General features: G+C 64.7%; 12 protein-coding genes. 5 read left to right on the forward strand and 7 right to left on the reverse strand.

All coding sequences use genetic code 11. The annotated features are described in order from the left end of the window. Positions 1-201: 201 nt before the first annotated feature. From FIV34_RS09220 to FIV34_RS09230, 3 genes are all read right to left on the reverse strand, one after another. Positions 202-3,243: a hypothetical protein gene (locus FIV34_RS09220; protein WP_139981831.1), complete on the reverse strand. Its 3,042-nt coding sequence runs from the start codon at positions 3,241-3,243 to the stop codon at positions 202-204. Positions 3,244-3,265: 22 nt separating this feature from the next. After that, positions 3,266-5,560, reverse strand: coding sequence for a hypothetical protein (locus tag FIV34_RS09225; RefSeq protein WP_139981833.1), 2,295 nt, complete (start codon positions 5,558-5,560; stop codon positions 3,266-3,268). Positions 5,561-5,903: 343 nt separating this feature from the next. Next, entirely contained in the window at positions 5,904-6,623 is a 720-nt protein-coding gene (locus tag FIV34_RS09230; protein WP_139981835.1) for a hypothetical protein, read from the reverse strand. Between the two features lie 84 nt (positions 6,624-6,707). Between FIV34_RS09230 and FIV34_RS09235 the strand changes: the two genes are divergently transcribed. Beyond that, positions 6,708-7,412 carry a J domain-containing protein gene (locus FIV34_RS09235; protein ID WP_139981837.1) on the forward strand — a complete coding sequence of 235 codons (705 nt, stop codon included), beginning with the start codon at positions 6,708-6,710 and terminating at the stop codon, positions 7,410-7,412. Here FIV34_RS09235 and FIV34_RS09240 read toward each other — a convergent pair whose 3' ends face one another. The 4 genes from FIV34_RS09240 to tviB all read right to left on the reverse strand — a co-directional run bounded on the left by FIV34_RS09240 (position 7,413) and on the right by tviB (position 12,771). Beyond that, a complete protein-coding gene (locus FIV34_RS09240) occupies positions 7,413-8,813 on the reverse strand; it encodes a TIGR03013 family XrtA/PEP-CTERM system glycosyltransferase (RefSeq protein ID WP_139981839.1) in 1,401 nt (466 codons plus the stop codon). Positions 8,814-8,939: 126 nt separating this feature from the next. Continuing rightward, positions 8,940-9,692, reverse strand: a complete 753-nt coding sequence (locus FIV34_RS09245) for a 4'-phosphopantetheinyl transferase family protein (protein WP_139981841.1) — start codon at positions 9,690-9,692, stop codon at positions 8,940-8,942. 10 nt (positions 9,693-9,702) lie between these two features. Continuing rightward, positions 9,703-11,379 carry a GMC oxidoreductase gene (locus tag FIV34_RS09250; RefSeq protein ID WP_139981843.1) on the reverse strand — a complete coding sequence of 559 codons (1,677 nt, stop codon included), beginning with the start codon at positions 11,377-11,379 and terminating at the stop codon, positions 9,703-9,705. A gap of 24 nt (positions 11,380-11,403) precedes the next feature. Then, positions 11,404-12,771 carry a Vi polysaccharide biosynthesis UDP-N-acetylglucosamine C-6 dehydrogenase TviB gene (gene tviB / locus FIV34_RS09255; RefSeq protein ID WP_139981845.1) on the reverse strand — a complete coding sequence of 456 codons (1,368 nt, stop codon included), beginning with the start codon at positions 12,769-12,771 and terminating at the stop codon, positions 11,404-11,406. A 272-nt stretch (positions 12,772-13,043) separates the two neighbouring features. Here tviB and FIV34_RS09260 point away from each other — a divergent pair, with 272 nt between their 5' ends. The 4 genes from FIV34_RS09260 to FIV34_RS09275 all read left to right on the forward strand — a co-directional run bounded on the left by FIV34_RS09260 (position 13,044) and on the right by FIV34_RS09275 (position 19,678). Next, positions 13,044-13,661, forward strand: coding sequence for a response regulator (locus FIV34_RS09260; RefSeq protein WP_211352729.1), 618 nt, complete (start codon positions 13,044-13,046; stop codon positions 13,659-13,661). A 17-nt stretch (positions 13,662-13,678) separates the two neighbouring features. Continuing rightward, the gene (locus FIV34_RS09265) at positions 13,679-15,961 is read left to right on the forward strand and encodes an ATP-binding protein (RefSeq protein ID WP_139981849.1); all 2,283 of its coding nucleotides are present in this window, start codon (positions 13,679-13,681) and stop codon (positions 15,959-15,961) included. 237 nt (positions 15,962-16,198) lie between these two features. Beyond that, on the forward strand, positions 16,199-18,730 hold the full coding sequence (locus FIV34_RS09270) for an autotransporter family protein (RefSeq protein WP_170207555.1): 2,532 nt from the start codon (positions 16,199-16,201) through the stop codon (positions 18,728-18,730). Positions 18,731-18,817: 87 nt separating this feature from the next. Then, positions 18,818-19,678, forward strand: a complete 861-nt coding sequence (locus FIV34_RS09275; protein ID WP_139981853.1) for an aldo/keto reductase — start codon at positions 18,818-18,820, stop codon at positions 19,676-19,678. Positions 19,679-19,719 lie beyond the last annotated feature (41 nt).

Consider the following 19,719-nt stretch of genomic DNA (forward strand, 5'->3'; position numbering starts at 1 on the left):
GGGCGTTTGGCCGATGGACGCGTCGGCACGTGCCGGACAGGGCGGGTGATGACGGGAACTCAGTACGAAGACGGCCCCGTGCAAGGCGGGGCCGTCCAAGGGGGGGCAGGGCGGATGAAAGCGCCCTGCGGGTGCGGTGCAAACGCAAGCTAGCGCACGCACCGCGTCCGTCGAGCCGCCAACAGTGTCATGCCGTGATCCTCAGGAATCGGATAAATCCGATTGTGACAGGGTGAAATTGTCGTAGAAGTTGCGTCCTTCTCCACCGCCAGTAATTTCGATAGCACTGATTTTCTCTCCCCTCGACGTGTAAGCGAACCACATCATGCCGGAATCAGGTGGGTATGGTTTGATGACCGTGTCGATGACAGAGCCTTTGCTGTCGATGAGTTTGACAGTGCTTGGATCTCTGGAGCTTCTCTCATTTATGCAGCCAAACCGGATCGAACGATAACTTCCAGGCAGGGTGATCAAGCAGGTATCCCAATTGAGCATTAGGGAAACTCGATCGCCATACTCAAGAAAAAATCTTCCTTCAAGTAACCACCCACTCCCAGAAGTAATTGTCAATAGCAACTTGCCTGCCTGGAAAGGCTGGCCTTGTAGCAGTTTGTGGTCGCTTAAGGTGTTAAAATCTTCATACACGTCCGGTTCCGAAACCGCGATCGTCACGAGAGATGCTGGAAAAAGAACGGCGTTTCCTTCGCTCGATGTTTTATCGAAAGTCGCTTTGACTTCGATGCGAAGCGTGGACGATTCCTTCAAGGTGTCAAGGTCAGCTTTCGAGATCTCGAAGTTGAAACCTTGCGACACTTCCGTCGCGTCTACGGCATGGCCGACCCAGAGGTCACGCTGGTAGGACGTTCCGTCTTTCTTCGTTCCGTAAACGCGAAGCCATACCCGCTGTCCTTCGGCGATGAGCGGGTACGCGGTCATCGTGCCGTTTGCCTTCGCTACCAGTTTGCTCACATCAAGAACGCCATCCACGGCCTCGACGATGTGAGGCGCTGGAAGATCATCCTGCCTGATCCATTGCACCGTAAGCAGAAGGACGGGCGAATCCTGTGTTGAGGTTCCCCGGTAAACGGTATAACTCACCATCACCGTCCTACCGAGGTTGAAGGCCACGACACGGGGAGGTACCGGCACGTCCCAGGGCCCGGCGGTGGTCAGCTCCAGCTCCGACGAGGTGTAATCGCCCTCGCCGCCGGCCCCGATCCACTTCACGACCAGACGGTCGTTTTCCTTCCAGCCATATGCGGGGACCAGCACGGTCAGGGCATCCTTCGCGTGCACGGGATCAAGCGATGCACCGCTGGCTTGCTTCACCGAGGGCTGCGAAAGTTCCGGAAGGGGCACATCGGCCGAGCCCACCACGAACGTGAGCGGCGCAGAGGTCATCCGGTCGATGGTGTAGGTGGCAGTGACGTTGCTGTCACGATTGCCATCGATATAGGGCGCCGTCACACGAAAATCGAGCAGTCCCGTGGACGGCACGATGCCCCTGGCGCTGTAAGGCACCTTGCCCGACCAGTTGAGGGTTGCCTCCTTGCCTGGCAGTGCGGCCGCGGAGTTCGGGATCTGTACGTGGGTTTGCGGCAGGTCGGGATCGAGGGCGCCGTCCTTGACGTCCGTGACGATCGGTGGCGGCAGGTCGATGGCGCCCGCACGACGGATCTGCAGGGTGAGCTTCGCCGATTCGCGCGCGGTGGCGTAGATGGCCGCGCCATCGGCGGACACGGCCCGCGGCGAGGCGAGCTCGTAATAGAAGGTAGCCTCGCCGTTTTCGACGTCCTGCAGCACCTTCGGCGGGCAGTAGAAGGGAATGGGGTCGCTGAGGTCGCCCGAGGAGAGTTGCAGGGTATCGCTCCAGTAGCTGCTGGCGGCGCCCCGCTTGCCGATGACAATCAGGGTGACGCTGTCGCCAAGGGCCATCTGCGCCGGATCGAACGGCACATTGACGGTGACGTAACTGCCGACAGCAAACGGGTCCAGGGTGGCCCCGTCGGACTGCGGCACTGTCGGCGCCAGGAGGACACGGTCGGGGAGCTCGCTGACCTTGTAGGTGCGGCGTTTGGCGATCGCGCCGGTGCCCTTGACCACGTACCAGATCTTCACCGTGCCACCGGCGGCTTCGCGCGCGATGCGATTGTCGATGACGGCGTCCAGGAAAAACTGGCTGTCCTCGTCGTCGAACACCAGATCGCTGGAGGAGTATTTTTTTAAGGTGCCATCGGGCAGGGTGGCTTCCCACTCGGCGTTGACAATGTCGCCCATGGACAGGCTTCGCGTCGGTACGCGCACGATCACGCTGTCGCTGCCGACCGTGTCCAGATCAAGCAGGCTGGTGACCGCGGTGCCATGGAGGTAGAACAGCTGCGGCGCCGTCAGCGTGCCGGGATCGATGTCGACATCCGGATCGGCATAAGGCGCGTACTTCGACCAGTTGCCGACGGCATCGGTGACGTAATAACTGACGGGAATCCGGCCGCCGCCCACATCGGCGATCATCTCCGGCGGTACCTGGACGCTGATGGCCCCACTCGCGCTATCGACCACCTGGAAGAACGCATGGCGTGGGCCGCCCCACTCGAAGGTGATGCGATCGCCGATCTCGCGCACGTCGTAGTGTTCCACGATGACCCATACCGGCGTGCTCGCATCGGGTATCGGGCTCGGTGTGATCGTGGGCTTGGGCAGGTTCTCGTTGATGTCGCGGGTGGCACCGACCGGATCGGGGCCGCCGGGCTCGCTGCACTTCACCGTCGCGGTGACCTCGGGTGAGTCGTCGAAACTACTCTCGTAGCGCAATCGCACAAACACCGAATGCACGCCATCGCCGGTATAGCGGTGGCTGGTCGGGTCGGCGGTGCCGGCGACCAGGCGGCCAGGCACAGCGAAGGTCACGCTGTCGGTCTCCGAGGGGATAACGATGCTGTCGAGGAGCTTCGCCTCGCCCGCCCCGTCGACACCCCAGTACAGCTCGGCCGTGGCCGGCGGGTAAATGATGTTACTGCTGTTGCAGGTCACGAAGACGAGCTTGTCGAGTGAACCGAGCAGCTCGGCATAACCAAGCCTGCCTTCGTCACGGCCGTTGATTTTGGGTGGGGAAAGGGCGAGGGGCCCAAGGGCGGTCGTGCGCCCTTGGTACGGTTCCTCGACCGTCACCTGCCGGGGATGAAAGCGCCCGGCGGGTGCGGTGCGTACAGCAAGGGTACGCGGGTGCCGTTGCTTGCTATCCATGGCAAATGTCCTCGTGACTGGGTTAGCCGGCCCAGCGCTTCAAGAGCCGCACGACGAGTTCAGCAACGCCTTCCTCGCGGGCCGTTTCAACAGCTTGCGATGGCTTCGCCTTGGTCGGCGCCCGCCTGGTCTCCGTCGAGCCGCGAACGTCAAAGCGAACCATGAGCCCCCCCGCCGGGGACCTGCCCGTGCCGACCTCGTTGGTAATCGACCACGTCACGTGGGAGTGATACCACTCATTGCCATGCAACGTGGGGAAGCGACCTGGAAGCAGCCGGAAGAGTATGTACGGCTGATTGACCGGCGGTCGCGTGGGGGTGCCTCCGCCCGGTGGTTCATCGACGGGTCCGGTGTCGGCTTCGTGGATTTCATGATTGCCCGACAGGACGAAGCGGTTCTCGCCTTCGACATCACCAAACCCAGCGACGGGTGTTTCGGTGCCGTTGTGGCCCACCAGGTACATCGGGACGGATAGGACAATCGTGTCGGTGAGCGGGTTGAAGTTCTCAACCGGCATGGGGAAGGCGAAGACCACACCATTTTCTACGTCGGGCAGATCGACCCATCCCTGTGCAACCCTTCCCATTTCCGGCAGGATGACGTTCTCGAGCGTGCCGCGGCCTGGCAGCGCGTCTTCCGTCTGGATCTCTACGTCCTTGGGCGGTGACTTGTTGTCATTCTTCGTGCCGTCGCCAAGCGTCGTGGTAATCCAGTAGGAGAACTCGGCCACGCCACCCGGTATCGACTCCAGCGTCGTCCAGGGAAGCGTGATCTCCAAATAGCCCGATGGCGGATCCAGGTCGCCATTTGCCACCGTGTGGGATACGAGTGCGCTGCCGTCCGGGCCATGGACGGTGATGACATCACCCTTGCCAAAGGCTGGCAGGAGGTCGCCAGCGCCATCATCAGCACGGGAGAGCCATGGGACTCTTGCGGTGGCGGGCTTCCCGCGGTCGGTAATGGGAATGCTGTCGAACCTGCCTGAGTCGCTGACCAGGGTCAGCGGCACGAGATTTTCGTTCGGTTCGGTACCGGGATCAGGATCCACGACGCCGCCTCCCACATGCAGGTTAACCTCGACGGTATGGGCGGGGGACGTTCCGCGCAGGTTGTTGGCTGCACCATAAATGCGGTATCTCACGTCAAAGGATTGCGCCTTGTCGCCCGCATCGGGGTTGCTGGCGAGCCACGCATCGAGAATCGTTTTGTAGCCCACCACTACCTGAATATTTGCCGGATCGGCGATGGGGATGCGCACGGATTCCGTCGTACCCCACAGAATGGAGATGAAATCGTCGGCAGTGATGTCCGGCTGCGCCGGTACCGTGACGACGAGGCTATTTCGAGCATCGTTTTCACTGATGATGTTGATGCCTGTGTCGTCGTCATAAGCGGGTACACCAGGCTCAAGCAGCGCGGGGATGGCGTCGTCGATACTGACGGTGATCCTTACGCCGTCGGACAGCGGAGACGCATTTTCCTCGCGTGGGAAGGCATCACACTGGAATAGCCAGCTTCCGTCACCGACGCTTTCGATAAACGAGCGATAAAACCGCAGGCGAATCCTGGGACCACTGTTCTCATACGGTATGACGGCGTAATGCAACTGATCCGGATCGAGCGTGCCATTGATATAAGGGCGCAGATGATCACCGGGCTTTTCCCCGCTATAGCCGGGCACCTCGGCGTCGATGTAGTCGTTTGCGCCGAACGAATCGACCGTGATGCCGTCACGGATGATCTCCGGGGCGAACACGAGAGCCCCGAGGAAAGCGCTACCGGGGGCGGGAGGTATTGAATCGAGAGCGACAGGTCCTTTCCTGCTGTCGCTTGAAGCGCCGGTCCCGTAGTTGACCCGATACCACATGCGGGTCGTGTAGTAGTCAATGGCTACCGGACCGAACAGGAGGCCCGGCACGTTAATGTCGACCGGATCCGGTCCGAAATTGAAGTCTTCGTCTTCTTCAATATTGACGGTGGCCTGAAGTATCGTTCCGTCCATGTAGAGCGTGATGGATTCGCGCCCCGTGGGTGTGGGGATGACCGAGGCCAGCGGCCCCAGGTTCACGGTAAAGCCGTCCTCGTAAGCGCTAAGCCTGATCAGGCCATCGGGCTCGACGCCGTCCGGTAGATCAGCGATGGGGCGCGCAAGCGCAGACGGTTCCACCGTCGGCAACGGAAGGGACGGATCTTCGGCACGAATACCGGCACGCCCTCGGCGCCGCGGCTTCGTCGTGGCCAGGCAGATGGGGAAGCGGCGTGCGGCGTCGGGGCGATAGGGAGCGGGGCGCGACGGCGCCGGTGACTTCCGTTTCATGGTGTTGCCTCCGTGCGAGTGGGATAAGCCGATACCTCCCGCGGGGCCACCGGAGCCTCCATGTGCCCAGTCTCAATCCCTTGCCACCGTCCCTGGCGGCATCCATTTGTCGGGCCATCATCCCTAAGCGATCCATTCGCCGCAGCGGCGGCGCCCGGGGGGATATCGTGGGGCTACTATAAGCGCATGAAATAAAAAGAGAATATGCTTTTCGTTGTAGGCGTGAGCGTCCGTTTTCGGACACCGCTTTCGTGCCGTATTTCGCTATGCCGCCAGACCCCGCACCACGCCTCGATTCGCGCTTTCCAGTTTCGGTCAACGTGTCCGAAATCGATGAAAGCCCCTATCGAATCGCGATGATCCACAACGCCGCGCCCTGAACGGGAGCGGCTGTCCAGTGCACTTGATACGTTCCCGCCTTATCCACCTGCCGCCAGGCCACGGCGCCTTGCACGCCGCTCTCGTCGGGCAGCTGCAGGAAGCTGTCGATCAGGGTGAAGCCGTCCCCCGGGGTGGCCGTCATGCGCTTGACCCCGCCATCGCCCCACCAAAAGGCGAGCAGCGTGGCCGGCCCATCCACGGTGATTTCCTTGCTCGCCACCTCGAGCGCCGCGTCGGCATAGTTCTGCGCGAATGCCTGGACCCGGGTGGCGTTGCGCACCTCGATGAAGGGCAGGGAGAGCTCGCCCCTGGGCTCGCCGGCCTTGGCAATGGAAAGCGTATGCCCCGCACCACCCTTAGCCGCCAGCGCCACATACGCCTTCACATCGAACCGTTCGCCGTAGTTGGCGTAGGTCATCGCACGGCCGAGCGATTTCCAGCGGTTCCCGTAGGTGTCCTTCAGCGTGCCATCGTTACTGGCATAGCCCGCATTGAAGGCGATGAGCACGCTGCCGGTGGCGGTCGTATCCATGGGCGGGGTCACGGCTGGATCCGTGCCCAGCCCCTCACCCTGGCCAAGGAATACATGCGCGCCCAGCGAGGGCCCGGGCTCGGTGGCCATGGCGGCCGGGCCGCTCAGGCCCAGTGCGGCGAGGGCGGCGATAGAAAACAGCAAGCGCATGCAAATCCTCCAAAAGTTGTACTTGTCACGAGGCAATCGCTGAGCCACGCTGCACGCTGCGGCGTATTGTTCCGGGGCCTGATCGTGGCAGACGAAACCGACTTCCTCGACCTGTACGGCAAGCTGCGCCTGCAGCCGGACTGTTCCGTGGCCGAGTTCAAGCAGGCGTACCGCCGGCATGTGTCGCAATGGCACCCGGATCGGCGTAGCCGTGGCGCGCATGCGGATGCGCTGGTCGCGCGCCGCCTGCAACGGCTGATGGCGCAATACTCGGCGGCCATGGAATTCCACAAACAGCACGGGCGGCTGCCCGGGGCCGCGGCGCCCAGGATTGCCCCGGCGGTATCGAGCAATATCGTGGTGTTCGTGCCACGTCCCGCCGCAGCCGAGTCGGTCGAGCCTGCCGGCACGCCGACAGCCGCTGAAGCCGGCGCCGAGCCTGCACCGGAAAGACACGGCGCGCGCAAGCTCGCGTGGCTGGCCACCCTGGTGGTGGCGGGCGCCCTGGTATGGATGCTTGTACCGGAAACGGAAAACCCGGAGGCCCCCGCGGAAGGCGTACCCATCGTCAGCGCCGACGTCGCCCTGCCGGCGGTGAACCGGGGCATGCTCGACATCGGCATGAAGGATGACGAGGTGGTCGCGCTCGAAGGCGAACCCACGCTGCGCAGCGCGGACCGCTGGGAATACGGCCCCTCATGGGTCCGTTTCGAGGGCGGCGCCGTGGTCGACTGGTACAGCTCACCGCTCAGGACGTTGCACGTCCACGCGTCGCATCCATCGCGCTGATCAGCGCGCGCCACGGCCGAAGATCACCACTTCCACCGTCTCGATCAGGATCACCAGGTCGAGGAACAGGCTGTGGTTCTTGACGTAGAACAGGTCGTACTTGAGCTTCTCGGCAGCGTCCTCTTCCGACGCGCCGTAGGAGTAGCAAAGCTGCGCCCACCCGGCCAGGCCCGGCTTGATGCTGTGGCGGAGGCCGTAATAGCGGATCTTGCCTTCCAGGTCCGAGACGAACTGCGGGCGTTCCGGGCGCGGGCCCACAATGCTCATGTCGCCGCGCACCACGTTCCACAGTTGCGGCAGTTCATCGAAGCGCAGCTTGCGGCAGACCTTGCCTACGCGGGTGACGCGATCGTCGTTGGCCTTGGCCCAGCGCGCCACGCCGTCCATCTCGGCATCGGTGCGCATGCTGCGGAACTTGTAGAGCCAGAAGGTGCGGCCTTGCTCGCCGACGCGTTCCTGGCGATAGAGGATCGGTTGCCCACGGCCGGATTCCAGCCGGATCGCAAGCATCACGCCGAGCATCAGCGGCCAGCAGAGCAGGGCGATGGCGAGCGAGGCGACGATGTCGAAGGCACGCTTGACGAAGAGCGCCACGGGCGTGGCGTTGAATCCGCCGGAAAACACCAGCCACGAGGGATCCAGCATGGTGAGCTGCACACGCCCGGCCTCGCGTTCCACGAAGGTGGTGAGGTCGGTGATCTGCACGCCGAGCTGGCGACAGGCCAGCAGGTCTTCCATGGGCAACGAGCCGCGGCGATCATCCACGCCCACCACGATCTCGCTGATCCGCTCGCGCTGCGCCAGCACGGAGAGCGGGACATCGCGCGGCATCAGCAGCGGCTCAGGCACGCGCGGCATGTCGTGCGGGCCCGGGACGTAACCGACGAGATAGAAGCCGCGACGGTCCGAACGGCGACGCATGCGCGTGTGGATCTGCGCAGCGCGTTCACCGGCGCCGAGGATGAGCACGCGACGTTTCAGCGCATCCATCTCGACAAGGCGCATGAACAGGCCGCGGAAGGCCGCGGTGGAGAGGAAGCCAAACACCAGCGCCATGCCGAGCACGCCGCGGCCGACGTACGCCTGCGGGATCACGTAGTAACCAACGATGAGGGCGAGGCCGCCGAGGACGAACGCGATGGCGTGTCGAGCGAGCTGGCCGCGCCAGCTCATCCGCAAGTTGCCGCGGTACTCACCGAGCGCGGCCATGCCGAGCAGGATCACCACGGCGAACATCGCCGCGCGCATGATGACGGTGTTCTGCGACGCCTGCAGGTCGTCCGGCGAGGGTGCGAAACGAATCCAGGTCGCAAGGTTCAGCGACGTGGCCAGGAGCAGCAACTCCACGACGCCCAGCAGCGTGAGCCATCGTACGATCGGCTGTCGGAACAAGCGCAACATCAGCATCCCCTTGGTGCACGCATCCTGTGCGTGCCGATGCGTTGAAGGCTAGGCGCCGGGGGCGGGAGTGTCGATTCCACTTACGGTCGTGCGATGGCTAGGCCGAATGGATGTAACACCCGTGTATCACAAGATGTGCAACACCATGTCGTCCACCAGGCGGGGCGCGGCCAATGCGCCGAGCCACATTTCGCCGGTTTCGATGTTGCGCACATGGCAGGCCGGTTGATGATCGCAGCCTTCCGGCGGCCAGAGCATTTCATGCGCAGGCGCGGGCGTTTTCGCAGGGTCGGTGAGCAGGCCCACGCCGAATGCCTTGAGCAGTGCTTCCTTGCGCGTCCACAGGCGCAGCAGCTCGTGCTCGCGCCGGTACCACGGGAACCCGTTGATCGTGGTGATCTCCTGCGGCGTGCAGAAGACCGGCATCAGCTCGAGCAGGTTCACCTTCAGTGGCACCGTCTCGATATCGACGCCGATGGTCTCGCCGGTACACACGGCGATCGCGACCATGCTGTGGATGTGGCTGCGGCTGTGGCTCAGGCTGGTACTCAGCGCAACGCCGTGCAGGCGCGGCTGGCCTTCGGGTGTGAACGCCAAAGGCACGTCTTCCGCCGGTATGCCAAGGCACACGCCGATCGCCACGCGCCAGGCGGCGTGCGCCACGGTGTAGGTGGTGCGGTCGCTGGGGAATTGAAAGCGCGCCGCCCGCGTGCGTTCGCGTGTATCGAGCAGCGCCGCGGCCTCGGCTTCCGTATCCGAATAGCGGTTGGCGTCGAATATCAGCACGGCGGCCTGGCGCGCCTTGAACGCGCCAAACCCGGTCTCGCGGACCGCTCCTTCGAACCGGTCGACGAAATCCTGCTTCGCTTTTACCGCCATGCGACCATCATCACGTCATGCCGCTGCCTTCGCAAGCAGCCAGCAACACGCGGAGGTGCTCGGCCAGCCTCAGGCTCAGGGCGACGATGGTGAACGTCGGGAAGGCCCAGCCACTCGTGGGGAACACCGAGCTGCCGGCGACGTGCAGGTTATGTACGCCATGCACCGTGCCGTCGGTATCCACGACGCCGGTGGCAGGGTCGGTCGACATGCGCGTGGTGCCCATGTGGTGGGCGGTGCCGAACACCTCCGGCCTGGCGGTCTCGTCCAGCGCCCAGGGCGAGGCTTCGAAGCTGCCCCCGCACGCCTCCGCCAGCGGTTTGCCAGCCAGGTCGGTCAGGGTGCGGTAGGTGTAACGGTCCAGCTCGGTGAGGCGCCAGTCGACATTCACCCGGCGCAGGCCGAGGGCATCGTGGGTGTCGCCCAGGGTGACCCTGGAGTCGCGGTTGGGGGCCTGTTCGAAGAAGCCGACCAGCTCCACGCGTTCGCTCTGCACCGTCGGCTTGTCGGACACGCGTTGGGCCACGGCGCGCAGCACGTCACCGATGTGCAACCCGAGGCGCACGGCGTTAACTGCCAGGTTGGGAGCCACCGCGACGGCGGTCGCTGCCGAGGGGCCGTTCTGCATGGCGGCAGACAGCCGCGCTTCCAGCAGGGCGCCCTCGTCGCGGGTCGGCGGCCGCAGGGCAGCGCGCACGTTGCGCAACGCCCGGATGCCCTGGGGAACGGCGCCCTCCACCGGGAACGGATGGACGCGTCCGTTCAGCACACGATGGCGCTGCTGGGCGCTGTGCGCCATGCCGATCTCCGCAGCGACCGGCGCACGCACCTTGCCAATGGTGCGTTCGTAAGGGCGGGTCAGGCGGTCGGGCGTCTGCGAGCGCACGGTACCGAGGGTGCCGCGCGGATGATCCATGAAGTAGCGGCCCACCAGGTCGCGGTCGTTGCCCAGGCCGTGTGGTGCCACGCTGTCGGAAAGGAGCAGCAGGCGCGCGTTTTCAATGCCGCCGGCCGCGAGCACGAAGTGCCGCGCGTGGACGTGGCCCCGGCGCCCCGTCAGGCCGCCGATGCGCGCTTTCACCACCGCAGTGCCAGCGGCGTTCGCCTCCAGCTCCATCAGGTTGGCGTGCAGGAGCACGGTGATATTGGGCGAGGCGCGCATTTCGTCGCGGTAGGCTTCGCCAAACAGGATGGGACTGCGGGCGAACAGCAGGTTCACCAGCGCGTCGGGGTCCAGGTCCAGCGGCTTTCGCGGTGCCGGGCCGTCAAACTGCCCGGGTCCGAACGCATGCGCGGGATCAATCTGGCAAAAGTCGCGTGCCTTCGTATACCAGGGCGCCAGGTCGGCATAGCGCAAGGGCCAGCCGCTGTCAGGTACCCAGTCGCGCGGTTCCATGTCGGTGTCGGCCAGCGGAATGCAGCCACCGCCCCACAGTGTGCAACTGCCGCCAAAGACGCGCATGCGCGAGTGCGCCATGTCGAACGGCGCACCGCCATGGGCCGTGCCTTCGTATAGCCCCTGGCTGCGGTCTTCACCGGCGAGGCCGCCACTTTCCACCAGGCACACGCGAACGGAGGTACCTGCAAAGGCTCGCGCAATGGCGATGCCGGCCGGCCCTGCGCCAATGACGCAAAGGTCGGCCTGATAGTCGGCAGGTGCCGACCCGTCAAGGTAATCAAGGATCACAGCCGTGTCTCCCGGGTACGAGGATCAGAGCCTGCCGTCCACGGCGTCGCGTGGCAGCACGTATTTCACGTCGTACACCACGGAGGCGGGTTTGCCGAAGGCGCGGATACCCTCCGCGCCCATGGCCTTGAACTCGCGGTGGCCCACGGCCACGACGATGGCGTCGTAGGTGCCGGGGCGCGGCGTCTCCACCGGCGCAATGCCGTACTCGTGGATGGCCTCTTCGGCGCGTACCCAGGGGTCGTGCACATCCACGGTGACGCCATAGGCGTGCAAGGCCGCGACGATGTCGACCACCCGCGTATTACGCAGGTCCGGGCAGTTTTCCTTGAAGGCCAGGCCGAGCATCAGCACCCGGGCGCAGACCGGGTTGATTCCCTTGCGCACCATCAGCCGTACCAGCTCGCTGGCGATGTAGGTGCCCATGCCATCGTTGGTGCGCCGGCCTGCCAGGATCACGTCCGGGTGGTGTCCCACCTGGGCCGCCTTGTGGGTCAGGTAATAGGGATCCACGCTGATGCAGTGGCCGCCGACCAGGCCCGGCCGGAAAGGCAGGAAGTTCCACTTGGTGCCTGCCGCCTCCAGGACCTCGAGCGTATCGATGCCCAGCTTGTTGAACAGCATGGCCAGGTCGTTGACCAGGGCGATGTTCAGGTCACGCTGGGTGTTCTCGATGACCTTGGCGGCTTCGGCCACCTTCAGCGAGCTGGCCCGGTGGGTACCCGCGGTGATTACCGAGCGGTACAGCGCGTCGACGAATTCGGCGACTTCCGGCGTCGAACCGGAGGTGACTTTGAGAATTCCCGTAACCCGGTGCGTCTTATCGCCCGGATTGATGCGCTCCGGACTGTAGCCGGCAAAAAAATCCTTATTGAAAATGAGTCCCGATTCGCGCTCCAGGACAGGCACGCAGACCTCTTCGGTGCAGCCGGGATAGACCGTCGATTCGTAGATCACCACGTCGCCGGCTTTGAGAACTTTACCCAGGGTTTCGCTCGCGCGGATGAGCGGAGTCAGGTCCGGCCGTCGTGCATCGTCGATGGGTGTAGGCACCGTAACGATGAACACCTGGCACCCGGCCAGGTCGTGGATGGCTGAGGAAAAGCGCAGGCGCTTCGCCTCGGCCATCTCGCCGGCGTCCACTTCGAGGGTGGCATCGTGGCCTGAGCGAAGCTCGCCGATGCGCCGGGAATTAATGTCGAATCCGAGGGTTGCGTATTGCTTGCCGAATTCGACGGCCAGCGGCAGCCCCACGTAGCCGAGGCCGACAATGCCCAGCCGCACGGTATCGAGCGCAGGCGGCTCAAAGCGCGACGGTGCGGTGTAGGGTTCGGCGGCGCTGGCGTGTCCGTCCACGACGGCATCGCCCGATCGACGGCTTTCTGTATCCATCCCCGCATCCACCCCTGGCCTGACTATGAGAATCCCGGCATACCGGGTGGCCAAAAGCGTATCAACGCGGGCCCGGATTCTCTGTATGGCTTACGGGCTCCTACCAATGGCCGATAGCCGCAGCTGAACGAAAGCCGGCGAAAGCAACGTTTACAAGCGTCGGGGCCCGCGATATGGTTCCGACCGCCAACCCCATGGGCGGTCAGGCATATGACTAGCAACAGAGTTTTCGGCCACTGATGTCCGCGCGAACTTACATTGGGTCTGTGCGCGTGGCCTTGCTGGACGACCACGCGCTCGTCCTGAAAGGACTGGTCGCGCACCTTAAGAGGTACCCGTCCCTCGTCGTCGTCGGCAGCTCGCCCAACAGCCATCACTTCCGGTCCCTGCTGGCCCAGATGCCGGCTGATGTCGCGCTGATCGATTACTCCCTGGCGGCTGACGATCCGGATGGCCTGAGCCTCGTGCGTTCGTTGCGCGCGGCGTTCCCGCGCGTGAGACTGGTGGTGGTATCCGCCTATGAAGAGGCTCCGCTGGTCAGGCGCATCCTCGCCGCGGGGGCGCAGGGTTTCGTTGCCAAAAGCCAGGATCCGGACGAAGTCGTGCGTGCGATCGATGCGGCGATGACCGATCGCATCTATGTGCCACCGGGGCTGGAGAGCGCATTGGTGAAGGGCGTCGATGCGCAGTTGTCGCCCAGGGAGACCGAGGTCATCCGCTGCCTGCTCGATGGCCTGACCGTGACGCAGATTGCTGCGAAGTTCGGCAGGAGCCTGAAAACCATCAGCGCACAGAAATCCTCCGCCTATCGCAAACTGGCCGTCGAAAGCGACGTGCAGCTGTTCAGCTTGCGCGAGCATGTGGCTGCCATGGTTGGTGCGCAGGAGTGAGGCGATGGTTGGTTGCCGTGGCATGGGCGTGCCTGACGTGGGTCGCGTACCCCGCGCTGGCCGCGAGTGACGAGGCCGCCCTGAAGCAGTGGGTGGTGGCGCACCCGGTGGTGCGTATCGCCATCGATGACCAGCAGGGCGGTCGGATCGGCGGTGGCGCCTCCAACCCGCTGGTGACCCAATACCTCGCGCTCGCCCAAAAGAAGACCGGCCTGCGCTTCGCCGTGGTGCATACCGGCTCATGGGAAGAGTCCGTCCAGGCATTCCGCGAGAACCGGGTCGATCTGCTGCCGTCGCTCACGGACAGGCTGGTAAGCGACCTGGGCAGTGACGCGTTGTTGTCGCGTCCGTTCTACGTGGGCCGCACGCTTATCATTACCCGAACGGTGAGCCCGTCGAGGGCGGTGCTGGCGGATTTCGACGGCCGCACCATCGCCTTCAAGGGCGGCGGTGAATACGATAGCTGGCTGCGGCGCGAACATCCTTCCATGCACCGCCTGCCGCTGGCCGATGTGCACCAGGTGCTGGCCGCGGTGGAAAGCGGCATCGCCGATGTGGCCGTAGGCGTGGACGTCACTTACCACCCCCTTGTCCGCCGTGACTACGCGTTGAGCCTGCGCGTGGCCGGCGACGTGCCCGAGATGCCGGTGACGGTCCGCGTGGCCGTGCATAAGGGTTCGCCCGAGCTGCTCCAGCTCATCGATGAAAGCCTCGGCCGTATCAGCGTCGACGAGAACGAGGCGGTGATCGAGCGCTGGCTCGAGACGGCGTACCTGAGGGCGCCCACGGTGGCGCACATCGTCTCCGTGTACCGGGTGGAGATCGGGCTGGGCTTCGCGCTGGCCATCGTGCTTGTCTTCGCGCTGTGGCAAATGCGCCGCGCCCAGCTGGCATCGCGGCGTGGCGAGCAGCAAAAGACGATGCTGCTGGCGGTGATGAGCCACGAGGTGCGCAACGCGGTGAATGCGGTTGTGTCATCGATCGACCTGATGGCGCGCAGCCCCATGGACCCGGCGCAGCGGGACCTCATGGCGATCGCGCAGTCCAGTTCGCGCAACCTGCAGGGTCTGTTGCGCAGTGCCCTGGATTACACCCGCACCGAAACCGAGGGGTTCACGCCCGATCTGGTGTCCTGTGATGCCCTGGCCGTGGCGCGTGACGCCATGCAGGCGCAGGCCGCCGAGGTGGAGAAGAAAGGCCTGTCCATGCGCCTGGACCTGCCCATGGGCCCCATGCCGTGGCTTCTGCTGGATGAACTGCGCCTGCGCCAGGTGCTGGAGAACCTGCTCTCGAACGCGGTGAAGTTCACGCAGAAGGGCCATGTCGGCATCGCCATGTGGCAGGCCGTCGGGGCCGATGACACCCGCCGCCTGATCCTCGAGGTCTTCGATACGGGCGTGGGGATTCCGCGCGAGCGGCAGCGCGAGCTGTTCCGCCCCTTCGCCCAGGCCCATGGCGCGCGTTCGCGCCGGCTGGGCGGCACGGGGCTTGGCCTGGGCATCTGCCGCGAGATCGTCATGCATCTGGGCGGCCGGTTCGTGCTGACCAGTGACGAGGGGGTGGGTACGTCGGTGCGGGTGGAAATGCCGACGAGCCTGGTGCCCGCCGCGCCTGCCTCCGAACCCGTCGCGGCACTGGATGCCGATGTGGCGGGCGGCACGGTACTGCTCGTCGAGGATCATCCGGCGAACCGGCAGATTATCGCCGCGCAGCTGCGCTTCCTGGGGTTCGATACCTTCGCGGCGGACCACGGACAGGCCGCCATCGATGCGTTTGAACCGGGGCGTTTCGCCGCGGTGCTGCTCGACTGCGAGCTGCCCGATATGCAGGGCTACGACATCGCCGCGGAATTGCGAGCGCATGAAGCGCGCAAGGGCGGCCCACGTACACCGTTCATCGCTATTTCCGCCAACCAGGGCGACGATCATGTACGCCGCTGCGGCGACAGTGGCATCGATGTGGTGATGGGCAAGCCGCTTTCGCTGGATCGCCTGCGCGACGTCCTCTCGCCATCCGCGCGCGACGATGACGTGTTCGCTGTCTTTCGGGCGGAGGGCGTGCGCGATCTGGATGCCGCCATGGCGGCCATGCGGCAGGGTGACAGGGCGGCGGCCCGGCTTTCCATCCACCGCCTGCACGGCGCCTCGCTGGTGCTTCGGCTCGAAGGACTCGATGCGGCCATTTCGCGTGTCGAGGACGCGCTGGACGGCGAAGCGGAAGGGTGGCAGGCCGCGACCGAGGCCCTGCGCACGGCCCTGGGCAAGGTCGGTTTCACGCCTGTTTCACAGGACGAGCGCTAATCGGCTTTCCGACGGCATCGCCGTCACCCGCACCCAAGGGCCGGACACCCGGGTACGGGCCGCACCACCCGGCGACACGGAATGTCGTGGAACCAATGCGCGCGCACTTTTAGGACAACGCCCCATGGCGACGGGGCGGCACGGCTGCTGGAATACCCGGCTTCCCATTGCCCTGCCGCCAGTCCTCCGGGTTTTCCTGGCGGTTGCGCGTGCCTCTTGTCCAAGGAAACACCCGCCATGCGTACGTCACGTCCCCTTTTTGCCCGCCGCGCCGCCCTCTGTCATGCCATTGCACTGGCGCTGGCCGTACCTGCGTTCAGCACGCATGCTCGCGTGCTCAACCCCGGTGAGCAGTACACCGTGCGCGCGGGTGACCCAGTGCAGAACTGGGTGGTAACCGGTAACGGCATGCTCACGCTGAACCCCGGCGCCAGCACGCTGGGTATTGCGCTCACCACATCCACCCTTGACGCGACGGATGCGTCCATCCGGACGACGGGCGGCACGCGATTCGATCTGGCGCTGTCGGTCGCCAACGGATCGGTCGCGACGATCCAGGGTGGTGAGATCCGTTCGGAAATGGGCATCGGCCTTGCCGTGACGGGCCAGGGTGGCAGTGAAGGTGATGACCGGCCGTCGAGTGCCTCGGTGACCGGTGCGGCTATCTCGGGCGGGAATCGCGGGGCCTCGGTCGGCAATGGCGGCACGCTTACCACTTCAAACGCCCAGATCACGGGAACGGGAAGCGCTGGCGTGGGTATCGAGGTCGACAGCGGCACGGCAACGCTTCAGAACGGTACCCTCGTCTCCGGCGGGACCAACGGCGCCATGCTGTTTGGTGATTCGCATGGCGGTAGCGTGCCTGATCCGGGCCGCTTCCTCATCGTGGACGGCTCCACGGTCCAGGGCCTGACCGGGGCGGCGGTCGCCGTGCGTTACGGTATCCCGACGGATACGAACGCCAGCATTTCGGTGGTCAATGGCGGTGCCCTCATCGGCGGTAACGGTGTGGCTATCGATGTGGGCCCCCGCATGCATGCGGATGTCGGCGTCGCGAACAGCAGCGTGGTGGGCAATATCACCGCGGCGAACCTCGCGAGCGCCAGCGTCAACCTGGGCAGCAAGGGCGTTTTGGTGGGCCAGGTGTCCGGCCAGGGCAGCGTCACGATGGGCATCGACGCCACCGGTGGCTGGCAGCTTACCGGCGACTCCACGGTAGCCGCGCTGCGGCTCGATGGCGAGGCTTCGTTCGCGAAGGCCGGCGACTATAAAGCCCTCAACGTGAGCGGAGATTTCACTGGCACCGGCGGCCGCATGACGTTCAACACGCTGTTGAACGCGGGCGGCACGGAAGGGCAGTTCACGGATCGCCTGCTGGTGCATGGCAACGTGGATGCGGGCAGCAAAACCATCATTTCGGTGGTTCCGACGGGCGAGGGTGCGCTGACCGACACGAACCGCGACGGGCGCGTCGATAACAACGAAGGCATTTCGCTCATCCAGGTGGCAGGTAGCTCGCACGAGAATGCGTTTGTGCTTGCTGGCGGTTACGTCGCAGCGGGCCCTTGGCAGTACACGCTTCACGGCTTCGGTCCGGGCCAGGTCGATCCCTCGCAAAGCGAGCTGGGCGGCGGCGATTTCCAGTGGGATTACCGCCTGGGCAACCGGTACGTGAGCGATTGCGGGGATGATTGCCATCCGGTGGATCCGGTGGACCCCGTTGACCCGGTGAATCCGGTTGACCCCGTGACCCCCGTCGATCCCGCGGATCCGGTCCTGCCAGGCGAGCCCGGTCCGGTGGATCGCGTCGCCGTGGTGCCGCAGCTGCCTTCGTACATGCTTGCACCGATGGCCTTGCAGAATTACGGCAACACCCTCAGCGATGGCCTGCACCAGCGCCTGGGTGAAATCCGCGATAGCGCTTACGGTGTGGATGTGGGCGGCGAAGTGTTCGCCCGCGCCATCGGCAGCCAGCTGAACTATTCGCGCAACCTTTCGTTCCAGCGTTACGGCTATGACTTTGATCAGCAGATCAATGCGCTGCAAGTGGGCGGCGGCATCGTCGCGGTGGACGATGACCAGGGTTCGATCCGCGCTGGCTGGGCGCTGGACCATGGCACCACGCGCGTGACCCCGAGCGCGGCCGATGGCAACAGCCACGCGAAGTACTACGCCAACGGTGGCAGCATCTGGGTGACCTACCAGCATGGCAGCGGCCTGTGGGTGGACGGCGTGCTCGGCGTCCGGCGCTTCCAGGGTGACGTGAGCACGGACCTGCGTGGCGGGGACGTGGGCCGCTTGCGCGCACAGGGCTGGACCATGTCGGTGGAGGTCGGCAAGCCGTTGCCACTGGGCGGCGACTGGACCGTGGAGCCGCAGTTCCAGTTCCGCGCGCAGCAGTTGAACTTCCGTGATTTCCGCGACAAGGATGGCCTGGATATCCGCCTGGGCAACAGCGTGCAGACCACCTCGCGCCTCGGCATCCAGGTGGGCCGCACCGCCAACCCCGTGCTGGCCCCCTACGGCCGCCTGGACCTCATCCACACCAGCAACGGCAACCCGACGCTGAGCGCTTCCAGCGAGGCCTGGAACACGGGTGACACCTTCCAGACCGGCAACACCGGCAACGCTTACCGCGTGGCTGCCGGCGCCACCAGCCAGCTCACCGATCATGTGCAGCTTTACGGCGAGGGCACCTGGCAGCACTACGTGGGCAACTACGGCCTGAAGGGCTGGTCGGCGAACGTCGGGGTGCGTGTCACCTTCTGATCGAAGGTTCTTTCGCCCACTTTAAACAAGACAACGCGTACCAATGTCGATGGAGTTGATTTCCTTCCACACCCATGGAGTCCATCGATGGCAAGCATCAACGCGGCAGCAAGCGGTACGTTCAGGATCGGCGGCGACCTCGAGGTGAACCGCCTCGGGTTCGGCGCCATGCGGATCACCGGCGACGGCATCTGGGGCGAGCCCAAGGACCGCAACAAGGCCCTCGCCGTACTCAAGAAATTGCCTGAGGTTGGGGTTAATTTCATCGATACGGCAGATAGTTACGGCCCTTACGTGAGTGAGGACCTGATTGCCGAGGCGCTCCATCCGTACAAGGGCCTGGTGGTGGCCACCAAGTCCGGCCTCACCCGCCACGGCCCGAACATCTGGGCCCCGGTGGGCCGCCCGGAGTACCTTCGCCAGGGCGTGCTCATGAGCCTGCGCCGCCTCAAGATCGAGCGTATCGACCTGTGGCAGCTGCACCGCGTGGACGAGAAGGTCCCGGCGGATGAACAGTTTGACGTGATCAAGCAGATGCAGAAGGAAGGCCTGATCCGCCACGCCGGCCTCTCCGAAGTGAGCGTCGAGCAGATCGAAGCCGCGCAGAAGTTCTTCAAGGTCGCGACCGTGCAGAACCTCTACAACCTGGGCAACCGCCAGAGTGAGGCCGTGCTGGATTATTGCGACAAGCACGACATCGGCTTCATCCCCTGGTTCCCGCTGGCCGCGGGCGAACTGGCGAAAGAAGGCTCGGTGCTGTCGAAGATCGCCCAGAAACTCGGCGCCACGAACGGCCAGGTGGCCATCGCGTGGTTGCTTGAGCGCTCCAAGGTCATGCTGCCGATCCCCGGCACGGGTGACCCGGAGCATCTGGAGGAAAACGTGAAGGGCGCTTCGGTGAAGCTCTCGAAGGAAGACTTCGAAGCCCTTGAACACGCGGTGAAATAAGCAGAACACCCGCGCCGGGCGCGCCCGGCGCGGTTTCGGCC

The organism is Luteibacter pinisoli (assembly GCF_006385595.1).
GTDB classification, from domain to species: Bacteria; Pseudomonadota; Gammaproteobacteria; order Xanthomonadales; family Rhodanobacteraceae; genus Luteibacter; species Luteibacter pinisoli.

Excerpts from the sequence above, each read along its gene's own strand:
- FIV34_RS09220 (WP_139981831.1), bottom strand. The coding sequence starts at position 3,243 with ATGGATAGCAAGCAACGGCACCCGCGTACCCTTGCTGTACGCACCGCA.
- FIV34_RS09225 (WP_139981833.1), bottom strand. The coding sequence starts at position 5,560 with ATGAAACGGAAGTCACCGGCGCCGTCGCGCCCCGCTCCCTATCGCCCC.
- FIV34_RS09230 (WP_139981835.1), bottom strand. The coding sequence starts at position 6,623 with ATGCGCTTGCTGTTTTCTATCGCCGCCCTCGCCGCACTGGGCCTGAGC.
- FIV34_RS09240 (WP_139981839.1), bottom strand. The coding sequence starts at position 8,813 with ATGTTGCGCTTGTTCCGACAGCCGATCGTACGATGGCTCACGCTGCTG.
- FIV34_RS09245 (WP_139981841.1), bottom strand. The coding sequence starts at position 9,692 with ATGGCGGTAAAAGCGAAGCAGGATTTCGTCGACCGGTTCGAAGGAGCG.
- tviB (WP_139981845.1), bottom strand. The coding sequence starts at position 12,771 with ATGGATACAGAAAGCCGTCGATCGGGCGATGCCGTCGTGGACGGACAC.
- FIV34_RS09270 (WP_170207555.1), top strand. The coding sequence starts at position 16,199 with ATGCGTACGTCACGTCCCCTTTTTGCCCGCCGCGCCGCCCTCTGTCAT.
- FIV34_RS09275 (WP_139981853.1), top strand. The coding sequence starts at position 18,818 with ATGGCAAGCATCAACGCGGCAGCAAGCGGTACGTTCAGGATCGGCGGC.